Here is a 17519-nt window from a genome sequence, read left to right as displayed (position 1 = left end):
TTCGAGAGAACCGACGGCTATTTTCCCGCCCTCGCCCGAGCGGTGGTATGCTCACGTTCGTCACGACCAACCCCGGGAAGGCCGCCGAGGCCGAGGAGTACCTGGGCGAGGTCGAGCAGTTCGACTTCGACTACACCGAGGTGCAGGCAGACACGCTCGGCGAGGTGGCCGCCCACGGCGCCCGCCAGGCCTACCGGGCGACCGGTGACCCGGTCATCGTCGACGACGCCGGCCTGTTCGTCGACGCCTTCGACGGCTTCCCCGGTCCCTACTCCTCCTACGTCGAGGACACCGTCGGCGTCGAGCGCGTCTGGCGGATGACCGAACCGGAGGACGACCGCGGCGCGGCGTTCAAGACCGTGATCGCCTACTGCGACGGCGAGGGCTTCGAGGCGACGCCCGAGCCCGTGGACCGAGAACGACGAGGGCAGGACCTCGCCGCCGACGAGCGCGGCGCCGCGACGACCGACGAGCAGGTCGCCGGCGAGGACCTGCCCGTGAAGCTGTTCGAGGGGGCCGTTCCAGGCGAGATCGTCGCACCGCGGGGCGACCAGGGCTTCGGGTTCGACCCCATCTTCGAGCACGACGGGACCACCTTCGCAGAGATGGACACCGACGAGAAGAACGCCGTCAGCCACCGCGGCCGGGCGCTGGCGAAACTGGCCGAGTGGCTGGAGACGAGCGACCGGCTCGAATGAGCGGCTCGGGGGACGACGGTGGAGCGTCGCCCGTCTCGGGGCCGGCGCTGATCACGGGCGCGAGCGCCGGCATCGGCCGGTCGCTGGCCGGTGAGTTCGCCCGGCACCACTACGACGTAGTCCTCGTGGCCCGCCGCGCGGAACGGCTGCGGGACCTGGCCGACGACCTGGAGCGGCCAGGGGTCGAGGCCACCGCCGTCCCGATGGACCTCGCCGCCGACGGCGCGCCCGCGCGGCTCTGGGACGCCCTCGACGAGCGAGGGATCGATCCGGGGGCCCTCGTCAACAACGTCGGCGTCGGGACCCACGGCCGGTTCGCCGAGAGCGACCTTGACCGCGAACGGACGCAGTTACGGCTCAACGTGGAACTCCCCGTCGAGCTCACCCGCCGGTTCCTCGACGGGCGCGACCGGGGCGCCGTGCTCAACGTCGGCTCCGTGGCCGGGTTCACGCCCGGCCCGTACATGGCGGGCTACTACGCGAGCAAGGCCTACGTGAACAGCTTCTCCGAGGCGCTGGCCGCCGAGCACTGCGACGACGACGACGTACGCGTGACGGTGGTCTGTCCCGGCCCGGTCGACACCGAGTTCCACGACCGCGCCGGCGTCGACCACTCGTCGATCGGCCGGTGGCTCTCCTACGACCCCGACTTCGTGGCCCGGACCGCCTACGACGGCCTCCGTCGGGGCGAGACGGTCGTGATCCCCGGGCGTGGCATGCGCGCCCTGAGCGCGCTCCTGCGGGTCGTGCCGCGCTCGCTCCGGCGGTGGGGCGGCCGGCTGGTCAACGGCGGCCGCTGAGTCGGCCGAAACCGGTATCGGTCCGGCGGCGAACCGGCGACTATGAGCGAGCTAAGCGACTATAGACTGAAACAGCTGAGCCTCCTGCTGGGCGTGGGAAGCGCGTTCGTCGTCGTCTTCGTGGCCTTCGCCTTCCTCGAGTCCCGCACCGTCAGGCTGGCGGCGATCGGCGTCGCCGTGGTCGGCGCCGTCGTCCAGCCGGTCGTCCTGTACCGAGTGTTCCGGGCGGAGCGGGAGTCGACGGGCACGTAATCGGAGCGCGAATCACTCCCGCGGGTCCCGATCCGGACCGGGGTAGTCGCCGTCGTGAGTCGCCTCGTACAGCGACGCGGCGTCGAACAGGCGGGCGAAGGCGTCGGGCAGACGGACGCTGAGGTCGGCGTGGGGCTGGATCGACAGGCCGGCCGCCGACGACCGGAGCGAGTCGTCGTAGGAGAGCAGGTGCGCGGCGTCGCCGCGATAGGCGGAGGCCAGCCCGGGGTGGTCGCCCTCCGGGTGCTCGACGGTCTCGCGCTCGCGCTCGATCCGCTCGCGCCAGTCGCCGGCCAGTTCGTCGTCGGCCAGCGTCGCGATCGTGGCCTCGGCGTCGTCCAGCAGAGCGTCGCTGGCGATCAGCGTCACCCAGGAGTGCTCGCGGACGCGGTCCAGCGCCTCCCGGGCGGCCCCGCCGACGAGCAGGTCGGCGGCGAGGACGTCGGCGTCGGCGACGACGCGGGCGGCGTCACTCATCGGCGTCTCCGTTTCCATCGCCGTCACGACGCTCCGCCAGCGCCGACCGGACGTCCTCGACGGTCGCCTCGTACCCCTCGGCGCGCTCGAACAGGTCTGCCCAGGTCATAGTCGATGGGAGGGGACAGCCGGACAAAAGCGCGGCGACGAGGCCGTCGAACGCGCGTCTGACGGGTGTTTAAGTGTGGCCCGGGGCCGGTTTCCGACGGGCGCGCGCACTGCACTCGGTATCCCATCCTCTCGCCGCGCGCCCGAACACCGCGTCTCTGCGTTCGTCCGTCAGGCGCCCTTGAGCGCCGCTCGGACGTCGTCCAGCGTCTCGGGACTGGCCATCACGGCGACGCTGTCGCCGGCCTCGACGGTCGTGCGCGGCAGCGGGATAGTCATCGCTTCGTGTGCCTTGCCGTGGGCGTAGATGCGGGCGTCGCCGGGCAGGTCGACCTCGATGACGCGCTCGCCGATCACCGGCGAGTGCTCGGGAACCGTGACGCTGGCGACGGAGAGCCGTTCGGTCAGATCGGCGAGGACGTTGAAGTTCCCGCCCAGCAGCGCCGTCTTGGCCCCGGCCGCACCGAGGCGCTCGGGGTAGATGATCTCGTCGACGTCCTCGGCGTAGTTCTCGTAGATCTCCTCGCGGTAGTCCTCGTCGATGCGGAGGACGGCCCGGCAGCCGTACTCCTTGCCGATCATGCAGGCCGTGAAGTTCGTGTTCAGGTCGCCCGTCAGCCCGCCGATCGCGTCGGCCGTCTCCAGGTCCGCCTGCTCGAGGACGGACTCGTCGTTCCCGTCGCCGTGGTAGACCTCGAATCCCTCCTCCTCCGCCCGCTCGACTTTCTCGCGGTCGTCGTCGACGACGACGACCTCGTGGGCCTCGCTCTGCAGGATGCGAGCGGTCCGGATGCCGACGCGCCCGTACCCGACGATGACGAATCGCATACCGTGCGATACGGTCCCATCACTCAAAACACTAGGCCCGGCGGCGGTGCCGGACGGGTCGACGACGACCGGTGCGGTCGTCGCCTTCCGACACGGGTTTACCCGTCGCCCGCAGACCCGTGACGCATGCGCGTCACCTTCCTCGGGACGAGCGGGGCAGTGCCGACCACCCAGCGCAACACCAGCGCCGTGTTCGTCAACCGAGAGGGCGACCAGTTGCTGTTCGACTGCGGGGAGGGGACCCAGCGCCAGATGATGCGCTTCGGGACCGGCTTCGCCGTCGACCACGTGTTCATCACTCACACGCACGGCGACCACGTGCTCGGGCTGCCGGGGCTGGTTCAGACGTGGGACTTCAACGACCGAGAGGCACCCGTCGCCATCCACGCGCCGGCCGGGACGCGGAGCGACGTCGAGGAGCTCGTGACCTGCATCGGCAACGAGCCCTCGTTCCCGGTCCGGATCAACCAGGTGTCGCCGGGCGACGTCGTGCTGGAACGCGACGAGTACGAGGTCCGAGCTATCGAGACCGAACACCGCTGTCGCTCCGTCGGCTACGCGCTGGTCGAGGAGGACCGCAAGGGCCGCTTCGATCGCCGGAAGGCCGAGGAGGAGCTCGGGATTCCGCCCGGCCCGAAGTACTCGAAGCTCCACAGCGGGGAGCCCGTCGAGCACGACGGCCGGACGATCCAGCCCGAGGAGGTCGTCGGCCCGCCGCGGCCGGGCCGGCGGTTCGTCTACACCGGCGACACCATGCCGACACGGCCCGTCGTCGAGGCCAGCGAGGACGCCGATTTGCTGATCCACGACGCCACCTTCGCCGAGGACCGGAAGGAGCGGGCGAAGGCGACCGCCCACTCCACCGCGCGGGAGGCCGCCGACGTCGCCCGACAGGCCGGCGCCGAGCGACTGGCGCTGGTCCACGTCTCCACGCGCTACGCCGGCGACCCCTCGCCGCTGGCCGAGGAGGCACGCGAGACCTTCGACGGCGAGGTCCTCGTCCCCGACGACGGCCAGCAGATAGAGGTTCCCTACCCCGACGAGTGAGCCGGCGGGTCCCCGTCGACGAACCCGGCGACCAGCCGCGACTCCGCCCGCCGCAGGAGCTCGCCCGCCGTGCTGTGAGCGCAGTCCAGCGCCGCGGCCACGTCGGCGACGCTCCCGGTCCGGGGCACCTCGTAGTAGCCCGCCGCGACCGCCGCCTCGACGGCCTCGCGCTGGCGGTCGGTGAGCGGCGCCGTCGACGAGCGGCGCCGGAACGGCCGGACCGCCTCGACGCTCGGACGCAGGTCGTCGGGCACCGCCGCGCGGAGTTCCCCCAGCGCGGTCCCGTCGCCGACGGCCTCGAACTGCATCCGTCCCGACTCGCGGAACGTCACCGGCGGGACGAACGCGACGCCCGCGTCGGCCACCAGTGCCCGCAGCGCCGGGTCGAACTCGTAGTCCCGCCGCTCGGCGAAGGCGTACGTCCCGCCGTCGCCGGGAACGAGGCGAGTCTCGCGGACGGACTCGACGCCGTCGAGCAACCGCTCGACCGCGCCGGCGCCCGCGTCGAACCAAGACAGGGACGTCGGACTACCCAGCGGGCCCCAGACCAGCAGGTCGGCCCGCGAAGCGGGCGTCTCGCCCATGAGCCGGCGGTGGGTCGGCTGCGCCCGCTCGCCAGTGAACTCGACGGCGAAGGTGACCTGCTGCACGCGTCTGCGGAGCGAGCGATCTAACTTAAACCCCCGGATGTATCCGGAGCAACGACCGTCGGCGCCGCGGTCGAACCCCCGGTCATGAGCGACGGTGCGCAGCGGCGAGCCGACCGGGAGCGAGCAGCGGGGTCGCGAGCGAGCGGTGCCGACGCGCCGGCCGGCCGGGATGCCGACGCGTCAGAAACCGCCGGCGGGCGGCCGCTGACGGTCGACACTACCGCCGGTCCGATAGCGTACGCCGAGTACGGGGACCCGGACGGCGCTCCGGTCCTGTTCCTCCACGGGACGCCCGGGTCGCGGGTCCTCGGGCGCCTCTACGACGACGAGGCGCGCCGCCGCGGGGTCCGGGTGCTCGCGCCCGACCGGCCGGGCTACGGCGAGTCCGCCCCGCGTCCGGGCCGGTCGCCGGCGGACGCCCCCGCGTTCCTGATCCCGGTGCTGGACGACGCCGGCGTCGCGGCCGCGGGCGTCATCGCGTTCTCGGGCGGCGCCCCGTACGCGCTGGCGATGGCGGCGGACCGGCCGGACCGGGTCGCCGGCGTGGACCTGGTCTCGGGGGCGGCTCCCGCGTCGCTACACGAGGCGACGCCGGCCGTCGAGCGCCTGCTCGGTGCGACGGCGCGGACCACGCCGCGTCTGCTCGCGGGCGCGCTCGCCGCACAGGCGTGGATCGCCGACCGCGGGCGGCCCGGAATCGTCGTCTCGCAGTACACCACCGGCGACCCCGGAGACGCCGTCACGGACGCCGTGGCCGACGTCGTGGCGCGGGACTTCGTCGCGGCGGTCGGGCGTCAGCGAGCGGGCGCAGTCCGGGAGTCCCGCCTGATGGGCGCCGACTGGGACGTGTCGCTCGGCGGCGTCTCGACGCCGGTGTCCCTGCACCACGGCGCGGACGACGCGAACGTCCCCGTCGCGAGCGCGCGGAACCTCCGTGACCGCCTTCCCGAGGCCGACCTCACGGTCCAGGAGGGCGACGACCACCTGACTGCGCTGCTGCGGAGCCGCGCCGCCGTCCTCGATCGATACGCCGAGGGTGCGTGATTCACCCGCACGGCTTGGTAACGGTTTTCAGCCACGCGAACGCACTGCGGGCCATGTCCTCGCCCCTCCACCTGGTCGACGTGTTCGCCCGCGAGCGGTACGCCGGCAACCAGCTCGCCGTCGTGACCGACGCCGACGGTCTGGACGACGACGAGATGCAGGACTTCGCCGCCGAGATCGGCTTCTCCGAGACGACGTTCGTCACCGGCGAGCCGACCGACGGCGCGTGGTCGGTGCGCATCTTCACGCCCGAGGCCGAGGTCCCCTTCGCCGGCCACCCGACGCTGGGCACGGCCGACGTTATCCGGGAGCACCTCGCCGACGACCGACCAGACGAGGTCGTGCTGGACCTCGAGGTCGGCGAGGTCCCCGTCGAGGTCAGGGAACGAGACGGGACCGAGACGCTGTGGATGACCCAGCGGCCGCCCGAGTTCCGCGACCGCCTCGACCACGACGACCTCGCCGAGGTGCTGGGGCTGTCACCGGACGACCTCGAGCGCGGGTGGCCAGCCCAGGTCGTCTCGACGGGGCTGCCGACGATCGTCGTCCCGCTGATCGACCGCACCGCCCTCGAACGCATCGACGTCGATCGGGCGGCCTACGACGCGGTCACGGGCGACCGCGACGCGAAGAACGTGCTGGCGTTCAGCTTCGATCCCCGCGACGACGCCAACGACGTCGCCGACCGCATGTTCGCGCCCTACTACGGCGTCCTCGAGGACCCCGCCACCGGCTCCTCGAACGGCTGTCTGGCCGCCTACCTGGCCAGGCACGGCGACGGCGACGCCGTCGACGTCCGCGTCGAGCAGGGCTACGAGATGGGCCGGCCGTCGCTACTGCACCTCCGTGCCGAGGCGGACGATCCCGTCCACGTCGAGGTCGGCGGGAGCGTGGTCGACGTCGCGCGCGGCGAGTTGCTGTGAGCGTGGTGCCACCGTTCTATCAGGACCTTCGCCACGTGCACTGACCAGCCGCTCAGACCCCGTACGGGCCCGGTTCTCGCACTCGACAGGAACGCATCTGGCAACGATCGAGCCGCGATTACAACCCAATTAATAGTTAGGGATAATGTCGGCTGCCGTGAACGATGAGGCTCCCAGTCAACGGGACTGGAACTCACCGAGGCAGCATGAGCGACCACCGACCGAGCGACTCGGACGACAGCAGTATAGCCACCGCCGCCACCCGCCGGCGCGTCCTCCGGGCGTGGGCCGCCGCCGCGTCGATCGGCGTCGCGGGCGTCACCCTCCCCGAGCAGGTCGCCGCCCAGGAGTACAAGGACTCCGGCGTGACGGTCAACGAGATCTGGACGGAGGTCCTCTCGCGGCTACCGGACAACTGGGGCCGCTGGGGCGAGGACGACGAGATCGGGACGCTGAACTACCTCGACGGGGAGCAGGCGTTCCGCGGGATGCAGACCGCGATGCAGGGGTCCCCCGGCGAGATCGAGGTATTCACCCTTCAGCCCCCGTACAGGGGCGAGGCCATCCCGACGCCGGACGAGGGTGACCCGACGGAGACGGGCGACCCGCTCTTTCCGACGCGCGAACCGGCGCGGCGCGACCAGATCGTGGACGACCGCCACTACGAGCAGGGGTTCGTCGAACCCCTCGAGGGCGGGATGAAGTTCTCCGACGACGCGTTCATCACGCGGCTGTTCCTTCAGGGGTCGGCACAGCTCGACGCTCTCGCGCACGTCTGGTACGACACGAAGAAACGGCCCGGACAGGACGAGCTCGCCGACGAGCGCCAGGGGCTCCTGTACAACGGGTTCGAGGCGAGCACGCTCTCGACGCCCCACGAATACGACGCGCCCGTGAGCGGTCTCCGGCCGGCCGACGATCCGGAGAACGACCTCGAGGCCGTCCCCGAAGACTACGACCCGTTCTCGACGGATCTGGTCGAACATCCCGTCATCAGGACGTGGGAAGCGGGACGGGTCGGCGCTGCCAAGCAGGCCGAGCACGGCGCCGTCGGGCGCGCCGTCCTGCTCGACGTCGGCCGGAACGGGCCCGACGACCTCGAGCGGTCGGACGTCGACGGGACGCGCCTGGCGCAGGGCGTCGGCGTCGAGCTCGAACACCTCCAGGCGACGGCAGAGGCGCAGGGCGTGAGCGTCGAGCAGCGGGACATCCTGCTCGTCCGTATGGGCGGCACCGAGAAGACGCTGGACCCGGAGGCCGAGTGGACGACCGAAGAGCCCGGTCTCAGCTTCAGCGAGGACCTCATCGAGTGGATCCACGAGAACGAGATTCCGATCGTCGCGGCGGACAACCTGGCCGTCGAGGTGCTCGCGGAGGACGTCGACCCCCAGGAAGACCTGAGCGACGGGCTCCGCGGGGACGTCGAGGACGCGCTCGGCGTCACGCTCGACGAGCCGTTCCTCGTCACCAACCCAAACCACCCGGCGCTGATCACGAACCTCGGCATACCGGTCCACGAGATCTTCCTGCTGGACGACCTGGCCGAGAGCTGTGACGAGGACGGCGTCTACGGGATGCTGTTCGCCGGCGCGCCGCTGAAGATCGTCGGCGGGGACGGCTCGCCGATCAACCCGATCGTCGTCAAGCCGTCGCGGCCGGACGGCGGAGGCGGTTCGGGACAGGAAACGGAGACCAGTCAGGGCAGCGGCGACGGCGCTGACGGATAGCCCCGATTCGCGCAGCCCAGCGGCGGCCGGTTCCAGTCGCCCTTCGACCCGGTCGTCCCGGCCCCGCCGCGACGGTCGGGCGACCCGACGGACCGCGCGACCGGGAGTCGCGTGGGACTCAAACGGCCAGCGGTCGGCTGGCAGGGCGGAATCGGACCGCTCCCCTCTGGCGATTACCCGCTGCCCGGTCGATTGACGTATGACTGTACTGCGTGTGCAAGGCCTAGAAACTCGTCCACATGTTAATTATGCACTAACAGGTCTCGCTGAGACCTCCGGTTCGCACCGGGCGACGAGTACACCGACAGCACGTTATCACCCACCCATGTCCCACGGCAACCAGAACTTCGGTCGAGGCAGACAGCAGCAGAGCCAGCAGAACCAGCAGCCCCAGCAGCAACAGGGCTATGTCCCCGAAAGCCAGCAGCCCGCGGGCCAGCAGGCGGGCTTCCCCGGCCAGCAGGGCCGCGGTGCCGACCAAGGCACGCAGGACCGGCGTCATTCCCAGCAGTTCCGCCAGCAGCGGAGCCAGCAGGCCCGCCAGCAGCCCCGCGACCCCCAGACCGGCCAGTTCCTGCCGATCGGCGGATCGCAGGGCGGACAGCAGCAGAGCCGCCAGCAGCCGAGCCAACAGCAGTTCGGCGGCGGACCGCAGAGTCGCCAGCAGCCGAGCCAGCAGCCGAGCCAGCAGCAGTTCGGCGGCGGACCGCAGAGTCGCCAGCAGCCGAGCCAGCAGCCGAGCCAGCAGCAGTTCGGCGGCGGACCGCAGAGTCGCCAGCAGCCGAGCCAGCAGTACGGTCAGCAGAGTCGACAGGGCGGCCAGCAGATGCAACAGCAGCCCCAGACCCAACAGCAGCCCTCGCAGCAGCAGTTCGGCCAGCAGGGTCGCGGTGCCGACCAGGGCACGCAGGACCGGCGTCACTCCCAGCAGTTCCGCCAGCGCATGCACGACATCGCCGAGCAGCGCCCGCGCGACCCCCAGACCGGCCGATTCCTGCCGGAGGGGTCCCAGGGCGGCCAGCAGCAGAGCCAGCAGTCTGGCAGCCAGCAGAGCGGCGGCCAGCAGTCCGGCGGCCTGCAGTACCGCCAGCGGAGCGGTCAGCAGCAACTCGGTCAACAGGGCGGTCAGCAGAGCCAACAGTACTGACAGCAGCGGTAGACCGACGCTGACGGAGCGGGCCGGTCCAACGATCCGCACAGACCCCGCTCGGAGCCGAGCCGTCACCCGCGTAGCGGCAAGCGACGGGCGGACGTCGCCGCGGACGGGTTCCCACGCATTTTTCCGGCGACGAAACGGCGAGCAGCCGCGTCGCAACCACTCGATGCCATTTAAAGGAGCCCACTATCGCCGGCGGTACTGATTGGGGCCTCCGGGACGACGTCTCCCTCGTGATGGCGAGATCCGACCACGAAACCGACGCCGCCGGCGCGTCCCCGGATCCTCCGTTGCGGCCGGGGGCGTCCGGCCGAGCGAAGACGGTCGAGGAGATCAGGGACGTCTACGCCGACCAGATCGACCTGCTGGCGCGGACGGACTGGCTCAACCGGCTGTTCAGCGGCCGCTACCGCCGCCGGGCGTTCGCGCGGGCCACCGGCCGCGTGCTCGACGTCGCCTGCGGGATGGGGACGAACGCGCGCTACGTCCCCCCGACAGCGGAGTACGTCGGGATCGACGTCAGCCCGGACATGCTGCGCGAGGCGAGGGCCGAACTCGACCGGATCGGCCGCGACGGCGAGGTGCGCGAGATGGACGCACAGGACCTCGACTTCCCGGACGACAGCTTCGACACCGTGATCTCGTCGCTGTCGACGTGCACGTTCCCCGGCCCCGTCGCCGCCCTGAACGAGATGAACCGCGTCTGCGACCCCGACGGTCGCGTCCTCCTGCTCGAACACGGGCGCAGCGACGTCGACCTCGTCGCGCGCTACCAGGACTGGCGCGCCGACGCGCACTTCGAGAAACACGCCTGCCGGTGGAATCAGGAACCGCTCGCGGTCGTCGCCGAGTCCGACCTGCAGGTGGAGCGCGCCTGGTCGGCGGCGCTGGGCATCATCACGGGCATCGAGGCGCGGCCGGGGTGACGGTCGCCCCTCGTTCCTAGCGCGTCGCTCCCGCTCGCTATTACGAGGTTCTTCGCTTCGCTCAGAACCTCGCTACTCGAACCCGTAGATCTCCACGGGATGGTACGGCTCTGCGAGGTACTCCATGTCCGACTCTGAGAGGTCGATCTCCAGCGCCTCGACGGCGTCTTCGAGGTGCTCGACGCTCGAGGTGCCGAGGATCGGCGCGTCGGTGTAGTCGTTGTGGAAGTGCCAGGCGAGCGCGATCTGGGCCATCGAGACGCCCTTGTCGGCAGCGAGTTCCTGGACGCGCTCGTTGATCTCCTGGCTCCCGGGACCTTCGTCGTAGGGCAGACCGATCTCCCCCTTCTCGTGCTCTCCCCGCGTCGTACGCTCGAACTCCTCGTGGGGACGGGTGAGGTACCCGGCACCCAGGGGGCTCCACGGGATGATCCCCACGTCCTCCTTCTCACAGACGGGGTACATCTCGCGCTCCTCCTCGCGGTAGGTGAGGTGGTAGAGGCTCTGCATCGTCTCGAAGGAGGCGAGGTTCTCGCGCTCGCTGACGTGCAGCGCCTCCTGGAACTGGTGGGCGTACATCGAGGAGGCCCCGACGTGGCGGACCTCGCCGCGGCGGACGGCGTCGTCGAGCGCCCGCAGCGTCGTCTCGATGGGCGTGTCGTAGTCCCAGCGGTGGATCTGGTAGAGGTCGACCGTGTCCATGCCGAGGCGATCCAGCGAGTGGTCCAGTTCCTGCTCGATGGCCTTCCGCGAGAGCCCCTGCTTGTTCGGGTCGTCGCCCATCTCCCCGTAGACCTTGGTCGCGACGACCTGCTCGTCGCGATCGTACTCAGCGAGGACCTCGCCGAGGATCTCCTCGCTCTCGCCCGTCGAGTAGACGTTCGCCGTGTCGAAGAAGTTGATCCCCAGTTCCAGGGCCCGCTCGATCAGCTCCTCGCTCTCGTCGCGGTCGAGCATCCACTCGTTACCGCTGCCGAAGCTCATGCATCCCAGACAGATCTTCGAGACCTCGATGCCGGTCGAGCCGAGGGTGGTGTACTCCATGCGCACAGACCATCGGGGGAGGGTTAGATAATACCGACGTCAGTTTTCTTATACGACTCGGCTGAACAGAGAGGGCGGTTGGAGCCGCGTTCCGGTACGATCGCCCCGACTACGGGCGGTCAAACCGGGACGGACCGACAGCACTCCGCCGATCCGGTAGCGTGATGAGAGGGGAACGAGAACGCCGTCACATGGACGTCGCACACGTCGCGCTGTGGGTATCGGACGTGGACCGCGCGGTCGACTTCTACACCGGCATCGGCCTCGAGCGGCAGTGGGAGTTCACGCTGGACGGCGTCGAGAACGTCTACGTCGGCGGCGAGCACGGGGAACTCCAGTTCAAGCACGACCCCGACCGGACGACGCCCATCGCGCCCTCTCGCGCCGACGTCGACCACGTCGCGCTGACCGTCGACGACGTCGAGGAGACCGTCGAGCGGGCAGTCGACCTCGGCGGCTCGGTGGTGACCGAGCCCACCGTCATCGACGAGGCCGACGCCTACGTGGCGTTCGTCGAGGACCCCGAGGGGTACACGGTGGAGTTCGTCGAGCCACTGTGAGCCGTCCGCGACCTGAGCAACGCTTTTGACGGACCCGTCGGACGGCCGCCCATGGACGGACCAGCGCTGGTACTCGTCTTCGACGACGGGTTCGCGGCCGACTACGAGCAGATCAGACCCGTGCTCGACGAGGCCGGCGTCCCGGCCTGCCTCGCCATCGTGCCCGACTGGCTCGGCGAGGAGGGCCACCTCGACGCCAACCGGCTGGCGGAACTCGCCGACGACGGCTGGGAGGTAGCGGCCCACGGTCGGAAGCACCGGTTCCTGCAGGCCCGTCGCCTGCGGGCGGACGTCGCGCCGGGCGAGACCGAGATTCCCGTCGACGACCACGTGTTCCCCGGCGAGGCCCACGCCGTCGTCGCGGGCGACGAGATGGAACTGGTCGGCGAGAGCGAGGGCGACCAGCGGAACGCCTCGGACCGGGCGAGCGGGAGCGACCGCGGGGAGCGACACGCGAGCCGCGAGGAGGTCCGCGTCGCGGACACCGTCGATGACGGGAGCGGCGATCCCGTCGTCGTGGTCGAGGAACTGATCGACGGACGCTACGCCGCGGACGAGAGCGTCCTCCGGCCGGCCGAGGCGCTCCTGCGGGACGAGATCGTCGGCGTGCGCGAGGAGTTCCGAGAACTGGGCTACGACCCGACGACGTTCGTGTTCCCCTACGACGCCGCCGACCCGCGGGCCTGGGAGATCGCCGCCGAGCACTACGACGCGCTGCCCAACGCCGGCGTCCGGTCGCTCCCGAACCCGCCGGGGACACCGGGGACGAACCTGCGGCGGTATTACCTCCAGACGACGCACGCGACGATGCCGGAGATAGAGACGTACCTCGACGCGGTCGCCGGGCTCGCGGGCGTCGGGATCCTCGCTGGGCACAGCGCCTGGGACTCCGTGCCGCCAGAGCGCGTCGCGGCAGTCGTCGAGGAAGCCCGGGAGCGCGGGATCTCGGTCACGACGTTCGGGGACTGAAACCGCGCGGTGACTCGGTTATCCCGGGCGGCGTTGGGGTTATAGTCGCTGCCCATCAAGGGGGACGCGTGAACGCACGCACCGGCGCACTCGACGACGTCGTCTTCGGGGTGGACGTCCAGAGCGGCGACGTCCGGGGTGAGGCTCCGTCCTACGCGCTGGTCGTCTTCGAGGGGGACGAGATCGAGCGGGACGTGGTCAGCCACCGGAAGCTCCGCCGGCGCATCGAGGACGAGCGGCCGGGCCTCGTCGCGACGGACAACATGTACGAACTGGCCGAGGACAAGGACGCCCTGATTCACTTCCTCGGCGGGCTACCGGACGGAACGCGGCTCGTGCAGGTGACCGGCGCGGAGCGGCCGGAGCCGCTCTCGCGGGTGGCCTCGCGCCACGGCGTGCCCTACGGCAAGGATCCCATGAAAGAGGCCGAGGCGTCGGCCCGGCTGGCCGCCGCGAACGTGGGGCAGGTCGTCTCGGCCTTCACGGACACGACGACGGTGAAGGTCGCCCGGGGCCGCTCGACGGGCGGCGGCGGGGGCTGGTCCGAGGACCGCTACACCCGCCGGATTCACGGCGCGGTCAAGCGCCGCGCCCGCGAGGTCGAGTCGGAACTCGACGACGCCGGCCTGGAGTACGAGACGGACGTGACCGAGAAGTACGGCGGCTTCTCGAACGCCGTCTTCGCCGTCGAGGCCCGCCCCGAGGACATCCCCGTCTCGCGCGGGCGCCACGGCGACGTCCGCGTGGAGATCGAGCGCGAGCGCCGGGACGGCATCGAGTTCCGCCCGCTGGCCAAGCGCCGGGATCACGTCATCGTCGGCGTCGATCCGGGCACCACGACGGCGGTCGCGCTCGTGGGCCTGGACGGCGCCGTGCTCGACGTCTACTCCTCCAGGACCGTGGACACCGCCGGCGTGACGGAGTGGATCGTCGAGCACGGCCGCCCCGTCGTCGTCGCCGCGGACGTGACGCCGATGCCCGAGACCGTCGAGAAGCTGCGCCGGTCGTTCGACGCCGCCGGCTGGGTCCCCGCCTCGGATCTGCCGGTCGACGAGAAGCAACACCGGACCCGCGAGGAGGCCTACGACAACGACCACGAGCGCGACGCCATGGCGGCGGCGCTGTCGGCCTACGACGACCACGAGGACCAGTTCGACCGGATCGCGGCCAAGGTCCCCGCCCGGATCGACACCGGCGAGGTGACCGCCCGCGTCGTCGCCGGCGAGGAGTCCGTCGAGGCGGTGCTGGCCGACCTCGCCGACGACGGCGACGACGACGAGGCCGACGACGCGGGCGAGCACGAGCCCCGCGAGCTCACCGACGAGGAGAAGGAGATCAAGCGCCTCCGGACGCAGGTCGAGCGGCTCCAGAACCACGTCGAGACGCTGGAGGAGACCATCGAGGAGAAGGACCGCCGCATCGAGGAGCAGGAGACCGAACTCGCCCGCGCCCGCAGCGACCAGCGCCGCGAGGTCCGCAAGGACCGCGAGGTCACGAAGCTCCGGCGGAAAAAGGAGGAGCTCGGGGAGAAGCTCGAGGCCGAGCGTGGGGCCCGCGAGGACCTGGAGGGCAAGCTCGAGCGGCTGAAGGCGCTGTGGAAGCTCGACCACTCCAACTTCGCCGACGTCTCCGAGAAGAAGGAGGGACTGGTCCCCGTGAAGGTGGTCGACCAGTTCACCACGGACGACCTCCGTGACGCCGACGAGCGGTTCGGCCTGATCGAGGACGACATCGTCATGTTCCGTGACGCCTCGGGCGCCGGCCGATCGACCGCACAGCGGCTCGCAGACGTGAACCCGCGGCTGGTGTTGCGGACGGGCGGCCTCTCCGACGCGGCCGACGAGATCCTCTTCGAGCACGAGATCCCCGTCGCCTCCGCCGACATGGTGACCGTCCAGGAGGTCGACGAACTCGCCGTCGCCCGCGAGCGCGAGGTCGAGGCGGCGATCGAGGACTGGGAGGAGCGCGCCGAGGAGCGCCTCCGCGAGCGCAACGCCGAGATGGTCGACAAGATCATCTCCGAGCACCGCGCGGGGGAGCGCGGTGAAAGCGACTGACGGGAGGACGACCGAAGGGAGTCCTCCGACTGGGCGAGCGGTGAACGCAGTGAACCGCGAGCCATTAGGTCACGAACGCGCGAGCGGGAGCGACCGCAGGGAGCGACACGCGAGCGCGGGGAGAGTGACTGACGGGAGACGCGTCAATTGAGCGATCGCCAAGCGAATACTTAACCGCTCGATTCGACTACACGCACCCGTGGCGTCCCCGCACGAGATTCTCGACGTCGACCCCGGCGCCGACGAGCAGACGGTCAGAGACGCCTACCGTGAGCAGGTCAAGGAGGCCCACCCGGACCACGGCGGCACTGCCGAGGAGTTCCAGCGCGTCAGGAGCGCTTACGAGGCGCTCGTGAACGGCGACGGGAGCGGCGAGGAGATAGTCGAGGCGGTCCGGCGGAACGGAACCGAGCCGGCGGAGCCGGAATCGGACGAGCCGGACGCGGCGACGGTGGAGTACCTCAACTACGCGGTGCTGGACGACTACGGCTGGTCCATCGACGACCCGGACCTCTTCGAGACGGCCGCGGCGACCGACCTCGATGCGGAGGACTACGGCGAGTTCGAGGCCGAGTTCGACGAGTCGCTGCTGGAGGCGGCCGAGCGACACGGATACGCCTGGCCCTTCGCCTGCCGGGGCGGCGCCTGCGCGAACTGCGCCGTGCTGGTCGTCGAGGGGGACCTGTCGATGCGAGTCGACCACGTCCTCCCGGAGGAGATGGTCGAAGCGGGGTTTAGCCTCTCCTGTAACGGCGAGCCGACGACCGACGAACTGCGGGTGCTGTACAACGTCAAGCACCTGCCCGACCTGGAGGACCTGTTGCTGCCGCCGCGGCCGTTCGAGCAGGCCCACGGCGACTGATACGGACTGGTGTAGCTCTTTTCGGGTCGGCCGGCCTCAATCGGGCGGTCGTCTCGGTAGGAACGACGCCAGTCCGTACGGTTCCGTCGGCCGAAGTCAGGGCATGCCGCCCATGCCGCCACCGCCGAGGCCGAACGCCGAGAGGAGGTTGGTCACCATGCCGTAGACGATCAGGCCCAGGCCGGCCACGACGAAGGCCAGGCCCGCGGCCAGGATCAGGTTCTGCCACGCGACGAGCGCGATACCGGCGAGCATCACCAGGACGCCGGCGATGCCGGCGATTCCGAGTTTGTCCAGCATACTACGAGACGGCGGCGGGACCGAGGTAAGTACTGCGGTCACGGACCGCGCGACGCGCTGCCGCCGCCGGTGAGCGACCGTGCTCGACGTCCGCCCGTGACTACGGCACCGACGCGAAACTGGTATTTTATTTTGTATGTATGTCGGTAAACAATTGCCTAACTGATTTAACGTCAGGATGCATGTGATAACCACACATGTCGACTACCAGTTTGTGCCTGACCGCCGACGCGTGGGACGACGTCTTCCACGCGCTGTCCGCCGGGCTGCGACGGCACGTAGTACTGGCCCTGAATGAGGCGTCGCCGGAGGAATGGGTACAGCTACCGGAGGCGATCGCGAAGCGTGCCGACGTGCCCGGCGAGGAGAGCGTTCGCGTCCAGCTCCATCACATTCACCTGCCGGTGCTGGCCGAGCGCGATTACGTCGAGTGGGAGGCCGATCCGCTGCGGGTGCGGCGCGGACCGGCCTTCGCGGAGGTCGGGTCAGCCGTCGAGTGCCTCGTCGAGGAGACCGGCGGGCTCCCCGAGCAACTGGTCGCGGGCCGCACGTGCGCGGAACCGGTGGAGCGGCGTTAGACGGCAAACTCGACCGGTGTCGCCTGCGCGGCGCGGACCAGCTCGGCGACCGCCTCGCGGCGGGTCAGGAGCGTCGCAGTGGGCCCCTCGACGTCGAAGGGGCCGCCCATGACGGCCGCCGTCACGTCGAGCTCGTCGCGGAGCAGTTCCTTCCAGGCCCCGTAGGGCCCCGCGAGCGTGAAGTCGGCGTCCACCGACAGATCCGCGCCGGCGTCGACGGGGACCCCGCCCTCGACGTCGAGGGCGAGGACGACCACGTCGCCGTCGTACGCGTCGTCGGGACGGATCTCGAAGCGGAACGTCGCGGTGAAGCCGTCGGCGGCGTCGGCGAAGGTGTCGCGGTCGGCCAGTCGGTCGCGCCACTCGGCGATCCAGGCGTCGGCCTCGTCGGGCAGCGTCGGGGGCACGGCCGGGCGTTTGCCCGACCGGGCCTTGGAACTTGCCATCTCGACGTCCCCGGCCGGCAACCGGTGACCGACGGCGAGGTGTGCCGACCGGTTCCGGAGTTTGCAA

The 17519-nt window shown here is 70.6% G+C and carries 20 protein-coding genes; 13 read left to right on the top strand and 7 right to left on the bottom strand.

Features of this window, described 5'->3' with window-relative positions:
- The first annotated feature begins 47 nt into the window (after positions 1-47).
- The 3 genes from LCY71_RS08630 to LCY71_RS08620 are packed head-to-tail and all read left to right on the top strand — an operon-like array spanning position 48 to position 1750.
- Positions 48-698 (top strand): non-canonical purine NTP pyrophosphatase, encoded by a 651-nt coding sequence (locus tag LCY71_RS08630; protein ID WP_225332754.1) that lies wholly within the window; start codon positions 48-50, stop codon positions 696-698.
- A complete protein-coding gene (locus tag LCY71_RS08625; RefSeq protein ID WP_225332753.1) occupies positions 695-1498 on the top strand; it encodes an SDR family NAD(P)-dependent oxidoreductase in 804 nt (267 codons plus the stop codon). Before LCY71_RS08630 ends, LCY71_RS08625 begins: the two co-directional genes overlap by 4 nt.
- 42 nt (positions 1499-1540) lie before the next feature.
- Positions 1541-1750, top strand: a complete 210-nt coding sequence (locus tag LCY71_RS08620) for a hypothetical protein (RefSeq protein WP_225332752.1) — start codon at positions 1541-1543, stop codon at positions 1748-1750.
- A 12-nt stretch (positions 1751-1762) separates the two neighbouring features.
- On the opposite strand, the gene LCY71_RS08615 is transcribed toward LCY71_RS08620, so the two are convergent.
- A complete protein-coding gene (locus LCY71_RS08615) occupies positions 1763-2227 on the bottom strand; it encodes a DUF7384 family protein (RefSeq protein WP_225332751.1) in 465 nt (154 codons plus the stop codon).
- Positions 2228-2506: 279 nt separating this feature from the next.
- The gene (locus tag LCY71_RS08610) at positions 2507-3163 is read right to left on the bottom strand and encodes a potassium channel family protein (RefSeq protein ID WP_225332750.1); all 657 of its coding nucleotides are present in this window, start codon (positions 3161-3163) and stop codon (positions 2507-2509) included.
- A gap of 126 nt (positions 3164-3289) precedes the next feature.
- Here LCY71_RS08610 and rnz point away from each other — a divergent pair, with 126 nt between their 5' ends.
- Positions 3290-4210 carry a ribonuclease Z gene (rnz, locus tag LCY71_RS08605; RefSeq protein WP_225332749.1) on the top strand — a complete coding sequence of 307 codons (921 nt, stop codon included), beginning with the start codon at positions 3290-3292 and terminating at the stop codon, positions 4208-4210.
- Here rnz and LCY71_RS21595 read toward each other — a convergent pair.
- Positions 4195-4860 (bottom strand): helix-turn-helix domain-containing protein, encoded by a 666-nt coding sequence (locus tag LCY71_RS21595; protein ID WP_308444669.1) that lies wholly within the window; start codon positions 4858-4860, stop codon positions 4195-4197. The two genes, rnz and LCY71_RS21595, sit on opposite strands and share 16 nt — an antisense overlap.
- Before the next feature lie 84 nt (positions 4861-4944).
- Here LCY71_RS21595 and LCY71_RS08595 point away from each other — a divergent pair, with 84 nt between their 5' ends.
- The 3 genes from LCY71_RS08595 to LCY71_RS08585 all read left to right on the top strand — a co-directional run bounded on the left by LCY71_RS08595 (position 4945) and on the right by LCY71_RS08585 (position 8554).
- Complete coding sequence (locus LCY71_RS08595; protein WP_225332748.1) at positions 4945-5904, top strand: alpha/beta fold hydrolase; 960 nt, start codon at positions 4945-4947, stop codon at positions 5902-5904.
- A 53-nt stretch (positions 5905-5957) separates the two neighbouring features.
- Positions 5958-6827, top strand: a complete 870-nt coding sequence (locus LCY71_RS08590) for a PhzF family phenazine biosynthesis protein (protein ID WP_225332747.1) — start codon at positions 5958-5960, stop codon at positions 6825-6827.
- 206 nt (positions 6828-7033) lie between these two features.
- Entirely contained in the window at positions 7034-8554 is a 1521-nt protein-coding gene (locus LCY71_RS08585) for a cyclase family protein (protein ID WP_225332746.1), read from the top strand.
- Positions 8555-8807: 253 nt separating this feature from the next.
- Here LCY71_RS08585 and LCY71_RS08580 read toward each other — a convergent pair whose 3' ends face one another.
- Complete coding sequence (locus LCY71_RS08580; protein ID WP_225332745.1) at positions 8808-9692, bottom strand: hypothetical protein; 885 nt, start codon at positions 9690-9692, stop codon at positions 8808-8810.
- A gap of 254 nt (positions 9693-9946) precedes the next feature.
- Here LCY71_RS08580 and LCY71_RS08575 point away from each other — a divergent pair, with 254 nt between their 5' ends.
- Positions 9947-10636: a class I SAM-dependent methyltransferase gene (locus LCY71_RS08575; RefSeq protein ID WP_225332744.1), complete on the top strand. Its 690-nt coding sequence runs from the start codon at positions 9947-9949 to the stop codon at positions 10634-10636.
- 72 nt (positions 10637-10708) lie between these two features.
- On the opposite strand, the gene LCY71_RS08570 is transcribed toward LCY71_RS08575, so the two are convergent.
- Positions 10709-11680: an aldo/keto reductase gene (locus tag LCY71_RS08570; protein WP_225332743.1), complete on the bottom strand. Its 972-nt coding sequence runs from the start codon at positions 11678-11680 to the stop codon at positions 10709-10711.
- Between the two features lie 191 nt (positions 11681-11871).
- Here LCY71_RS08570 and LCY71_RS08565 point away from each other — a divergent pair, with 191 nt between their 5' ends.
- The 4 genes from LCY71_RS08565 to fer all read left to right on the top strand — a co-directional run bounded on the left by LCY71_RS08565 (position 11872) and on the right by fer (position 16128).
- Complete coding sequence (locus tag LCY71_RS08565) at positions 11872-12240, top strand: VOC family protein (RefSeq protein ID WP_225332742.1); 369 nt, start codon at positions 11872-11874, stop codon at positions 12238-12240.
- A 51-nt stretch (positions 12241-12291) separates the two neighbouring features.
- On the top strand, positions 12292-13209 hold the full coding sequence (locus LCY71_RS08560; protein WP_225332741.1) for a polysaccharide deacetylase family protein: 918 nt from the start codon (positions 12292-12294) through the stop codon (positions 13207-13209).
- A 68-nt stretch (positions 13210-13277) separates the two neighbouring features.
- Positions 13278-15266 (top strand): DUF460 domain-containing protein, encoded by a 1989-nt coding sequence (locus LCY71_RS08555; RefSeq protein ID WP_225332740.1) that lies wholly within the window; start codon positions 13278-13280, stop codon positions 15264-15266.
- 199 nt (positions 15267-15465) lie between these two features.
- The gene (gene fer / locus LCY71_RS08550) at positions 15466-16128 is read left to right on the top strand and encodes a ferredoxin Fer (protein ID WP_225332739.1); all 663 of its coding nucleotides are present in this window, start codon (positions 15466-15468) and stop codon (positions 16126-16128) included.
- Between the two features lie 96 nt (positions 16129-16224).
- Here fer and LCY71_RS08545 read toward each other — a convergent pair whose 3' ends face one another.
- Complete coding sequence (locus tag LCY71_RS08545) at positions 16225-16428, bottom strand: DUF7470 family protein (RefSeq protein WP_225332738.1); 204 nt, start codon at positions 16426-16428, stop codon at positions 16225-16227.
- Between the two features lie 197 nt (positions 16429-16625).
- Here LCY71_RS08545 and LCY71_RS08540 point away from each other — a divergent pair, with 197 nt between their 5' ends.
- A complete protein-coding gene (locus LCY71_RS08540; protein ID WP_225332737.1) occupies positions 16626-17006 on the top strand; it encodes a DUF7344 domain-containing protein in 381 nt (126 codons plus the stop codon).
- Here the strand turns inward: LCY71_RS08540 and LCY71_RS08535 are convergent.
- Positions 17003-17452: an SCP2 sterol-binding domain-containing protein gene (locus tag LCY71_RS08535; RefSeq protein ID WP_225332736.1), complete on the bottom strand. Its 450-nt coding sequence runs from the start codon at positions 17450-17452 to the stop codon at positions 17003-17005. The genes LCY71_RS08540 and LCY71_RS08535 overlap by 4 nt on opposite strands.
- Positions 17453-17519: the final 67 nt, after the last annotated feature.

The sequence above is a fragment of the Halomicrobium urmianum genome (assembly GCF_020217425.1).
Taxonomy (GTDB): Archaea; Halobacteriota; Halobacteria; order Halobacteriales; family Haloarculaceae; genus Halomicrobium; species Halomicrobium urmianum.
Note: the sequence above shows the minus strand (reverse complement) of the source record. Positions and strands in the feature narration are given on the sequence as shown.